Source organism: Cupriavidus sp. UME77 (assembly GCF_014170355.1).
GTDB lineage: Bacteria > Pseudomonadota > Gammaproteobacteria > Burkholderiales > Burkholderiaceae > Cupriavidus > Cupriavidus basilensis.
Genome location: NZ_LZZU01000044.1, coordinates 1 through 10,258, shown reverse-complemented (window position 1 = coordinate 10,258; position 10,258 = coordinate 1). Strand labels below are relative to the sequence as shown.

Here is a 10,258-nt window from a genome sequence, read left to right as displayed (position 1 = left end):
CACTTCAAACGCGCCCTGCGCCATCTTGGCACACGCCCCGGCGCCGCCAGCAAGCTTTTTCCCGCCGATGCCCAACAGCAACTGCAGCAGGCGGTGCGCGCCGGCGAGCAGCGGCATCACGGCGAAGTCCGGGTCGTGATCGAATCCAGCCTGCCCTTGGCGCTGGCCTTCTCCGGCACCAGCCCGCGCGCCCGTGCCCGCGCCCTGTTCGGCGCGCTGGAGGTGTGGAACACCGAAGGCCACACCGGGGTGCTGCTTTATATCAACCTGGCGGATCACGCGGTAGAGCTGCTGGCCGACCGTGGCATCGATGCCCGCGTGGCCCCGGAAACCTGGCGCACCATCTGTGACGAACTCGCTAGCGGGCTGGCCCGGGAGCTATCGGTCAAGCCCGTGCTGGCGGCAGTGGAAAAGATCCACCATCAGCTGGCCACCCACTTCCCCTCGGGCGACCGGCCCAATCCGAACGAGCTCGACGACCGCCCGGTCATGCTGTAGCGCTGCTTGCGCGACGCGCCCCCAGCATGTACCACAGCGCGGCCAGCATCTGCAGCGCCACCAGCCAGCCCCACACAGTCAGGTGCGCGGCCTTCGGGTAGCGGCCGGCATCGGCGGGCCAGAGGTCCAGCACCAGCCCGATGCCGACCTGGCAGGCAAAGGTGGACAGGAACACCGTCAAGGTCAGCGCCGTGGTGGCGCGCCCGATCAGCGCATCGGGGAAGCTGCGCGCCAGCACGGCATAGGCCAGGATGCCGCTGGAGCCGAACACGCCATAGGCCGCCCACAGCAGCGCCGGCGGCAGTGGCACACCCGCCATGATCAGGCACTGGATCACGATGAACCCGCTCATGCCGACGCCGGCGAAGGTGTAAAGGCTCACGCCGGCACGCTCCAGATGGCGCGCGGCCCAGCCGGCGCACACGCAGCCGCCCATCATGGCAAAGCCGATCACCGACACCAGGCGAGCGCCCTGGTCTGGCGAATAGCCGGCCACATCCCGCAGGAAGGCACCGACCCACAGCGTCTGCACCGCCAGGAACACACCTTGATTCAGCAGCGCCAGCGGCACCACGCGCAAAAAGCGCTCATTGCGAAAGACTTGCCAGGTGCCGCGCAGCTGTTCGGCAAGGCGTTGCTTGCCAGCGCGGCTGGTCTCGGGGGCGCCGAGCCACAGCAGCGCCGCCATGGCCAGCGTCAACCCGGCCAGCCCGTAGCTGACGGTGCGCCAGTCGGTCCATGACAGCAGCCAGCCCAGCGGCGCGCCCACCACCACGGCGCCAAGCCCGCCGATCGCCATCACCACCCCATTGAGCAAGGGCATGCGCGACAGGGGGAACCAGATCGACAGGGCCTGGATGGCGGCCCCCAGGCAAACCGACACGCCCACGCCGATCATCAGGCGCCCCGCCGCCAGCGCGGCCATGCTGGTCGCCGAGGCGAATACCAGCGCGCCAGCCACCGCCACCAGCAGCAATGCCGCCTCGGTGCGGCGCGGGCCAAAGCGGTCGAGCATCAGCCCGGCCGGCAACTGGGCGCAGGCAAACCCCAGGAAGTAAAAGCTGGTCAGCAGCCCCAGGTCGGCGGCACCCAGCCCAATCTCGCGGATCAGATGCGGCGCGAAGCCCAGGTTGACGCCCCGGAAGATATAGGAAACCAGGAAACCCAGCGAAAAGATGCAAAGCACGCGCCAGCGGGCAGCGGCCAGCCCAGGATCGCCAGCCCGGGAAGCAGGAGACGGCGCCGCAGCGGCGGGAGTGGATACATCGGCGGAATTCATGCCTGCATTGTCGTCAGTCGCTGCGCGCAACACCAACGAAAGATACCCGCCGCAATTGTGAGTAGAATTTGACGGCAATGACCTCCCGACACCCCAAACCGATCAAGCCTGGCCCGTCCGGCCAGCCCAGCTTGCCCGCCCGCCCGGCTGAACCTGCCCCGCCGCCCGAGCCGCTGCGCTCGCAGCGCGCGCCCCACCTGCCCGCGCTGCAGGCACTGCGGGCGCTCGAGGCCGCTGCCCGCCACCGCAGCTTTTCCCGCGCGGCGGAGGAACTGGCGCTGACCCACAGCGCCATCAGCCACCATCTGCGCGCGCTGGAGGACAAGCTGGGCACCAAGCTGTTCCAGCGCACCGGCCACCTGATGATGCCGACCAATGTAGGCGCGCGGCTGGCCGAGCGGATTCGCGACGGGCTGGCGGAACTGGAAGACGGCCTGCGCGAGGCCAGCAACGGTGGTGCCCCCCAGGTGGTGCGGCTGGAAGTCAGCGTCATGGCCGACCTGGCCAACGCGTGGCTGATCCGCCGCCTGCCGAGCCTGCACGCGGCCCTGCCGGGGCTGGACTTGCACTTGCGGCTGCACGCCGAGATCACGCCGCCCGATCCGTACTCGGTGGACGTGGGGATCTGGCACCAGCGCGTGGACCTGCCCGGCTTTGCCTGCCACAACCTGATCGAAGACCATGTCATCGCGGTGGCCAGCCCGGCACTGCTCGCGCGCTACCCCGGCTTCACGCTGGCCGACCTGCCGCGCCTGCCAATGCTGCGCTTCGCGCTGCGGCCGTGGCGCGACTGGCTGGAAAGCGCCGGCCTGCCGGGCACGGAGCCCGAGCGCGGGCCGATCTTCCAGGACGCCGGCATGATGCTGCAATCGGCGGTGGCGGGGCTTGGCGTGGCCACCGCGCGCCTGCAACTCGCCAGCGACTACCTTGCCAGCGGCGAACTGGTGCAGATCGGCACCACGCACATCCCGTCCAGCCTGCACTACTGGGTGACCTGGCGCGAAGGCAACCCGCGTGAGAAGGCCATCCTGCGGTTCCATAGCTGGCTGCAAAGCCAGGTGGCGGCCGCCGCCCTGCGCGCGCCGCTTGATGCAACGCAGCCAGACGCACCGCAGCCGGGCGCCTGAGACCTAGCGTCCGGCCGCCCGCAGCGCCTCGATGCGCTCGCGCGTGAGCGGATGGGTGGAGAAGAAACTGTCGCCATCGTCGCCATCCCCGTTGTTGCCGCCATCCTCCGCGGCACGCCGGCTGCGGCGCTCCCGCTTGGTTTCGCGCTCGCCGGAGGCGGCGGGCGCGCTGGCCTCGCCCTCGCCGTCGGCCTTGGCCGCCTGGACTTCCGCCTGCCGGGCGTGGGCGTCCTCCAGCGCCTGCAAGACGTCGGCAAACGCCGACACCGGCAAGTGGTTGCGCTGCATGACCTCCACCGCATACGCATCCGCCGCGCGCTCATGGTCGCGCGAGTAGCGCAGCGTCAGGATCGCGGCGGGCACGCCTGCCAGCACGGTGGAATAGTCACCAAAGAAATAGGCCGCCAGCGCGCCCACCGCCGAGGCCTGGAGGATCTGCTGCAGGCCATGGCGCTCGGCCACGTGCCCGGCCTCGTGGGCGAGCACACCCATGAGGCCCGGGCCCACGCCAGTCAGCTTGACGAGTTCATCGGTCACCACGATGGTGCCGCCTGGCAGGGCCAGCGCGTTGGGCCCGAGCTTGCCACCGTGGCGGAACAGGATCTGGTACTCGTGGCCCGGATCGGCCGGGCGCTCCAGCGCGGCGAAGTCGGCGCGAATCCGCTGCTGCTGCGCCTGCGGCAGGGCCGAGGGCATGAGCAGGCCATGATCGATGCTGGTAAGCGTGGCCTCGCCGAGGCGGGCTTCCAGCGCCGGCGGCACGCTGCGCGCCACCATGCCGGCGCCCCAGGGCAAGACGTAGAAATATCCCAGCAGCAGCGCCGCGGCCAGGCCCAGCACGGACAGCAGCGCCAGCCGCCAGCTGTTCTGCGCACGCACCACCCAGCCCTCTCGGTGGCCGCTGGCGCCCAGCAAGGCGGCAAAGCCGGCGTGGTCGGTGACCTCGCAGAAGGCACCGTCGGCAAACGTGACCAGGCGCGGCGCGCGCTTGACCCGTTCGGAGACGCGCAGCGCGGCCAGCGGCGCGCTGCGCAGCACCGTGCCATGCGCATCGCGCAGCACCGCGTCGCGCCCTTCGATGGACAGCATCACCCGATGGGCACGCGACGAGCGGCCATCGAAGTAAGTGGCGGCTACCGGGGTGGTGGCCGTGGCGTCGGGGATATCCTGCATCAGGGCCTTGGTATCGAAGTGAACGAGGCTTGCACGGCGATGACTACGGTGACTGTGGTCACAGCGCGGTCACAGTGCAATGTCGATGTCGTACCAGTCCACCGCGGCGTCGCCCAGCGCGCCAACCTGCTGCGTCTCGCCGGCCACGAAGGCGTCCAGCGGACCCGCCGCCAGCATGGTCATGCTCTCGATACGGTAGCGCATCGAACGCACGCGCGCGAACGGCAGGAACAGGCCCAGCGTCAGTGCATTGGCGATCATGTTGGTGGCGAAGATAAACAACAGGCGGCCCGCCTTGACCTCGCTGCGAAATGCGTGCGGCGCCAGCGTGGTGTGATTCCATACCAGGTTCTGCAGCCGCGCCATGAAGAAGGGGCCGACCGCCATCATCGCCACGAAAAAGCCAATGACAGCCATGATCCCCGCCACCGCCGGCGCGCCGATGCCCGCCCCCATGCCAGCGCCGATCCCGGCGCCGATGCCCCTGCCCAGCATGCCGCCGACCACGCTCATCCCCACCACGACCGCCACCATCATGCCGAATGCGCGCAGGTAGACGCCATAGAAACCGCCCGCGCTCGCGCCGATGCCGAAAGGCGCGGTGCCGAAACGGGTGTTGTCATGCTGGTACTGCTTGAAGCGCTGGTGCGCCAGCGGCGCCAGCGCATAGAGGCTGAGCGCCGTGAGCACGGGCCAGAGCAGGAACACCTTGTAGGCCTGGGCATCGCTCCCGGTGAAGGCGAAGCGCAGGCCGCGGTAGCTGGAGTTCGCCATGCGAAAACGCAGGGACCGCACCAGCAGCAGCGGAAACACCACCGCAAGAGCCAGGCCCAGCGCCAATGCCAGGAACAGGGAAATATGGCTGGCAAGCTGGAACACCATCGCCAGGCCAAACACGATGGCGCGGCCCTTGAGGATGGCGGAGGCACGGCCGTGGTAGTCGAAGCTCGCACCGTCCAGCCGCGTGTTGCGGTAGAAGTACTGCATCGTGCGGACTTTGGCCCAAGCCGAATAAATGCCCAGCGTGACAATGGTCAGCAAGGTATTGACGATCCAGATGCGGAAAAACTCGGAGCCCGAGCCGATGAACTCGAACCGCAGAGGACGCACCGTGGCGGCCGGCTGCTCATAGGCCGGCGCGTGGAACGCGTTGTTGTCTAGCTGCATCCTGCTTTCTCCCGTGAATTGTGCAAATTGGCGATGCGCAGGCTGACCGCAGTGCCCGCACGCCGCGCGACAATATCTCTTATCCCGGCATAGCGGCCAGCAATGTATCAGGAATGCAACCGATTCGATCGTATTCGCCCGGCATGACAGGAAGTTCCCTCCTCATCCAACAAGGCGAGGAACAGCCCGGGCCAATGTGAGTCAGCCCACATTCGTCACCCTGTCCGGCTACATCTTTTGTCGCCGGTGCCTGCTTTTGGCGCACGCCTCACCCTGCCGCTCCATCTTTCGCATTGTCTGCGTGCCTCGGGGCGCATAACCCATTTGCGCCGTGGAGTTTCACCGCTGCAACCATTTGCACGGTCGTGCGGCGACTGCTCCACCACCCGAATATGTCTTCGCAAAACCCCTGGTGCCAGATTCGGGAGGGATCCTAAATCGGCGTGAACAGGGCATTTTTACGCACTTTTGTGTCATGGCAGGCATGGAACACAGCACTCCTCGCGTTCCACGCCGTGTTGCAGCGCACGAAGACGTGCCTGGCAGGAGTAACAACAAGGAAACATCTTGTTACAAGAAACGCCGGCTGTAACAAGTATCCCAAAAACATCACCAATTAAATCAAAGGCTTAGCGCCTCTGGCACGTTCGTCGCTCTTATCCTCGTTACAAAGACCAGAGCGACCGAAACACAAGAACGGTACGCCAAGGATGCCGGAGCCAAGGGGTTTCAGAACCACCAGCCAAGGCATCACGACAACAAGACTTGACGGGGGGTGAGGCGGTGGCCGTGACAGGGCTCGCTTCGCGGGGAGGTTCAGCGCCGGGCCAGCGCAATTTTGAGAATCCATGGCCCACACCGCATACGGCGATCATCAACGCGCCGATGCGGCGATCACAAGCAGTCTTGTAGCACTTTCAGGCGCGGGACCGATTCCTGAGGGAGGAAAAGAATCGGCCCGCGGCACCTACCCAGGCGCAATAAGCCGCATCAGCGGCAACGCGCCAGGTGAGGACCAGCCGGTTGGCAAGCCAGCCTGGTGGTTCCCTGGAAACTGGTGGAGCTGGGAGGCCCGCCTTGTCGTGTTGCGCACCGGGGAGACAGCGATCCTGCATCGCTGTAGCGCTAGCGTGCACCGCGTCATCGAGGAATCCCCCCGTCTTGGCCATGGCTGGCGTCCCCAGCCGAATCTTGTGCCCGATTCTCAGCGGGCGCTTTTTCCCTTTTAACCATGACGTGAAGGAGAAGGACATGAACACCATGTTCGAAGGCATCAAGCGTTTTGCACGTGAAGAGGACGGGGCCGCCGGGATCGAATACGCACTGCTGCTTGCGTTCGTGGCGCTCTGCATGGTGACAGCCGGACCGCTGATCAAGACTGCCGTGACGACCATCTGGAACACCATCCAGACCACTCTCACCGCCGCCGCAGCCTGATGCAGCACGCACGGCCCTGCCAGCCGCTGCCGCTGGCAGGGCCGTAGCGAACAAGAATAACTGCCTACGGATCCACGCCATGAGCGCACTCGACCTCACCGCCAACGGCTTGCTGCTCGCCATGCTTGGCATTGCCGCGATCACCGATCTGCGCAGCCACCGCATCCCCAACTGGCTGGTGTCGGCCGGATTGCTGGCGGCCCTGCTCGTGCAGATACTCGGCCACGGCATCGGCGCAGGCAGCTGGGCGTGGCTGACCGGTGCGGCGGCCGGCCTCGCTCCGTTCCTGGTGCTCTACCTGATCGGCGCACTCGGCGCCGGAGACGCCAAGCTGATGGCAAGCATCGGCGCCTTCGTAGGCGTGCAGGCCGCGCTGCATATCGTGATCGCCAGCTTCCTGCTTGGCGGCGTGATGGCGGTCACCATCATGCTGACACGTAAGCACGCGCGCCAGACCCTGGCAGGCCTGTCCGCGCGGCTGCTGTGGCTGCCGTTTGGCTGGCGCGCCACCGCGACGGGCAACGACAAGATGGAAACAACCGCGCGCCTGCCCTACGCCGTCGCGATGGCAGCAGGCGTCCTGCTGGTCATGACAGGCACGCTCTGACGCACGCAGCGCTACGCGACGAACATCAGTACACAGGCCCCGATAGTGGGCCGAAAAAAAGGGAGAGAACCATCATGCGCGAGCACCTGTCCACCGCCCCACCCGCATCCGCATCCGCGGCTTCGCACCCGCGCCGGCGCGAAGCCGCCCGCGTCCGCCGCCACTGGCTGGCACACCGGAAAACCCTGGCCGCGCAGCCACGTGGCAATCCGGACACGCACGCCAAGCGAGGCCGCATCTCCGCCTGCAACTGAACGCCGCCACGCGGCACCGCTGACATGGAGTTTGGCGTGACAGCCAAGGGACGCGCTCGCGCATCGCCTGGCGGCGCGCCGACGCTGGATTCAAACTGGGGAGGACCATCAAATGAGAAATGTACGCGCAATCGTGATGCTGCTGGTGGCGGCCCTGGCCGGCCTGGCAGCCGTTGTACTGGCCTCGCGCTGGATGATGCAGCAAAGCTCGGGCAGCGTGACCAAGGTGGTGGTGGCCGCGACCGACATCAACCTGGGGCAACGGCTCGCGCCCGAATTCGTCAAGGCCGTCGACTGGCCACGCGACAGCCTGCCGCCCGGCGCGCTGACCGACCAGAAACTGATCGACGGACGGGTGACCAAGTCCAGCGTCATGCGCGGCGAGCCCATCTTGGAATCCAAGCTTACGCCCATTGGCACCCGCGGCGGGCTCTCCGCGGTGATTGCGGACGGCAAGCGCGCCATCACGGTGCGCGTAAACGACGTGGTGGGCGTGGCGGGATTCGCGCTGCCGGGCAGCTTCGTCGACATCATCGTGAACACCCAGAAGGACACCAACAAGGGCGAAAACGCCACGCAGAACGAACAATCGATCTCGAAGATCGTGCTGGAGAAGATCCTGGTGCTGGCTATCGCGCAAGAGGTCAATCGCGATGAGACCAAGCCCAAGGTAGTGAACGCCGTGACGCTCGAGGTCTCCCCCGAGGAAGCGGAAAAACTCGACTTGGCGCGCAGCGTGGGCACGCTCTCGCTGGTGTTGCGCAACCAGATCGACCCGCATCCCGTGGACACCGCCGGCGCCACCAAGCGCAGCCTGCTCAACGAACCGGTGCTCAAGGCCGCGGTGGCCGCGCCGGTGGTGGTCAAGGCCGTGCAGGTCGTGCATCGCCTGGCCGAGAAGAAGATTGCCACCAACTGTGTAGGCGTGATCAGCGGCATGCAGCAAAACCAAGAGTGCTTCTAACGCACAGCCGTTGACATTGCCGATTGATTGCCAATTGCCGGCCCCAGCCGATGGGGTCAACAACCGGGGGGAATTCAAATGGACCGAGACCACCACCAGGAGGCCACCCCGCGCGCCAGCGCGGCCCGCAGCGGCCCCACACGGCGGAGCCTCATCGCGCTGGCCGTGCTGTCGCTGACCAGCGTCTGGCTGGCCAGCGAGCAGGCACAGGCGGCCGACGCCGCAGCGCAAGCCGCGCCAGGCGCCCAGCAGGCGATGAAGCTGGCCGCCGCCGGCCCGATCCAGCTCACCATCGGCGCAGCCAGCGTACCGCAGCCGCCGCCCGACGCGGGCATCAGCCGCGGGCCGAACTGCACCAGCGCCGCGCGCGAGCCGCAGCAGGTGCAGGTGCCGGTTGGCAAGTCGCGGATGATCTCGCTGCCCGAGGCGGTGCGCACGCGCACGCTGGGCAACCCCAGCGTGGTCCAGGCCATGCTGGTGTCGCCGCAAACCCTCTACCTGCTCGGCCTGGACGTGGGCACGACCAACATGATCGTGCAGGGCAAGAGCGGCAGTTGCTCGGTCATCGACGTCACCGTGGGCGCCGACCCGGGCGGCCTGCAGTCGACCCTGCACGCACTGCTGCCGCAGGCCCGCCAGGTGCGCGTCGCCTCCGCCGCGGATAGCCTGGTGCTCAGCGGCAACGTGCCCGACTCCACCGTCGCGCAGATGGTCATCGACATCGCCAACGCCTTCGTCGTGCGCCAAACCCGCAGCCCGCTGCAAGCGCCGCAGCAGCAGATCGGCGTCCCCGCAGCGAACCCGATGCTTGCCATGGCCGGCAACAGCATGGGCGGATTGGGCATGCTCGGCGCGCCCGCCGGCGGCAACAGCGCGCAGCCGCTGCGCAGCCCGCGCATCATCAACATGATGACGGTGGACTCGCCGCAGCAGGTAATGCTGGAAGTCAAGGTGGCGGAAGTGTCGAAGACACTGATCGACCAGCTCGGCGCCGCCGCCAACCTGAATGGCGCCTTCGGCAGCTGGACCTTCGGCTTGCTGGCCAACTTCCTCTCCGGCGGCGCGGGTGTGATCTCCGGCATGAAGAACAACAACCTGCCTTTCAACTTCCAGGTCGACGCGCAGAAAGGCGACAGCCTGTTCAAGATTCTGGCCGAACCCAACCTGATGGCGATCAGTGGCCAGGAGGCCAGCTTCCTCGCCGGTGGCAAGGTGTTCATCCCCGTGCCGCAAGCCTCCAGCGCCGGTGGCACCACCATCACCCTGCAGGAGGAAACCTTCGGTGTCGGCCTGCGCTTCACCCCGACTGTGCTTGCCAACGGGCGTATCAACCTGAAGGTGGCACCGGAAGTCTCCGAGCTCTCGCCGACAGGGGTGGCGCTCAGCGCGCCCAACCTGGCCGGCACCACCATCCTCCCGCTGATCACCACCCGCCGCGCGTCCACCACGCTGCAGGTAATGGACGGCCAGAGCTTCGCCATCGGCGGCCTGATCAAGAGCAGCGTGACGGGCAGCCTGAAAGCGCTGCCGGGCGCGGGCGAGTTGCCCGTGCTGGGCAACCTGTTCCGCAGCACCAACTTCCAGCAGGACAAGAGCGAACTGCTGTTCGTGGTCACGCCCCGGCTGGTCAAGCCACTGCCGGCCAACTATCCGATGCCAACCGACTCCTTCGGCGCGCCGACCCCGGGCGAGGTCTTCATCAACGGCAACATGGAAGGCCATCCCGCTACTCCCACGCCGCCCGCCATGCCC

Annotated in this window: 9 protein-coding genes; 6 read left to right on the top strand and 3 right to left on the bottom strand. The window is 67.1% G+C overall.

The features are described 5' to 3' along the window. Nucleotides 1-498 (top strand): TPM domain-containing protein (locus A9975_RS17120; protein ID WP_183033886.1); only part of this gene is annotated, 498 nt, incomplete at its 5' end. On the opposite strand, the gene A9975_RS17115 is transcribed toward A9975_RS17120, so the two are convergent. Continuing rightward, nucleotides 488-1,777 carry a nitrate/nitrite transporter gene (locus tag A9975_RS17115; RefSeq protein WP_255503281.1) on the bottom strand — a complete coding sequence of 430 codons (1,290 nt, stop codon included), beginning with the start codon at nt 1,775-1,777 and terminating at the stop codon, nt 488-490. The two genes, A9975_RS17120 and A9975_RS17115, sit on opposite strands and share 11 nt — an antisense overlap. A 77-nt stretch (nt 1,778-1,854) precedes the next feature. Here A9975_RS17115 and A9975_RS17110 point away from each other — a divergent pair, with 77 nt between their 5' ends. After that, entirely contained in the window at nt 1,855-2,904 is a 1,050-nt protein-coding gene (locus A9975_RS17110) for a LysR substrate-binding domain-containing protein (protein WP_183033885.1), read from the top strand. Between the two features lie 3 nt (nt 2,905-2,907). On the opposite strand, the gene A9975_RS17105 is transcribed toward A9975_RS17110, so the two are convergent. Next, entirely contained in the window at nt 2,908-4,077 is a 1,170-nt protein-coding gene (locus A9975_RS17105; RefSeq protein WP_183033884.1) for a M48 family metallopeptidase, read from the bottom strand. 69 nt (nt 4,078-4,146) lie between these two features. Further along, complete coding sequence (locus A9975_RS17100) at nt 4,147-5,244, bottom strand: YjgN family protein (protein ID WP_183033883.1); 1,098 nt, start codon at nt 5,242-5,244, stop codon at nt 4,147-4,149. Between the two features lie 1,251 nt (nt 5,245-6,495). On the opposite strand from A9975_RS17100, the gene A9975_RS17095 reads away from it, so the two are divergent. The 4 genes from A9975_RS17095 to A9975_RS17080 form a co-directional block, all read left to right on the top strand. After that, on the top strand, nt 6,496-6,681 hold the full coding sequence (locus A9975_RS17095; RefSeq protein ID WP_370564831.1) for a Flp family type IVb pilin: 186 nt from the start codon (nt 6,496-6,498) through the stop codon (nt 6,679-6,681). 79 nt (nt 6,682-6,760) lie between these two features. Continuing rightward, the gene (locus A9975_RS17090; RefSeq protein WP_183033882.1) at nt 6,761-7,288 is read left to right on the top strand and encodes a prepilin peptidase; all 528 of its coding nucleotides are present in this window, start codon (nt 6,761-6,763) and stop codon (nt 7,286-7,288) included. Nucleotides 7,289-7,654: 366 nt separating this feature from the next. Further along, nucleotides 7,655-8,506, top strand: a complete 852-nt coding sequence (gene cpaB / locus A9975_RS17085; RefSeq protein WP_183033881.1) for a Flp pilus assembly protein CpaB — start codon at nt 7,655-7,657, stop codon at nt 8,504-8,506. A gap of 78 nt (nt 8,507-8,584) precedes the next feature. Next, nucleotides 8,585-10,258: type II and III secretion system protein family protein (locus A9975_RS17080; protein WP_183033880.1), on the top strand; the 1,674-nt coding region annotated here is incomplete at its 3' end.

Bases quoted from the DNA above. Each gene is read 5' to 3' on its own strand.
- A9975_RS17105 (WP_183033884.1), bottom strand. From the start codon at position 4,077: ATGCAGGATATCCCCGACGCCACGGCCACCACCCCGGTAGCCGCCACT.
- A9975_RS17095 (WP_370564831.1), top strand. From the start codon at position 6,496: ATGAACACCATGTTCGAAGGCATCAAGCGTTTTGCACGTGAAGAGGAC.
- cpaB (WP_183033881.1), top strand. From the start codon at position 7,655: ATGAGAAATGTACGCGCAATCGTGATGCTGCTGGTGGCGGCCCTGGCC.
- A9975_RS17100 (WP_183033883.1), bottom strand. From the start codon at position 5,244: ATGCAGCTAGACAACAACGCGTTCCACGCGCCGGCCTATGAGCAGCCG.
- A9975_RS17115 (WP_255503281.1), bottom strand. From the start codon at position 1,777: ATGAATTCCGCCGATGTATCCACTCCCGCCGCTGCGGCGCCGTCTCCT.
- A9975_RS17090 (WP_183033882.1), top strand. From the start codon at position 6,761: ATGAGCGCACTCGACCTCACCGCCAACGGCTTGCTGCTCGCCATGCTT.
- A9975_RS17110 (WP_183033885.1), top strand. From the start codon at position 1,855: ATGACCTCCCGACACCCCAAACCGATCAAGCCTGGCCCGTCCGGCCAG.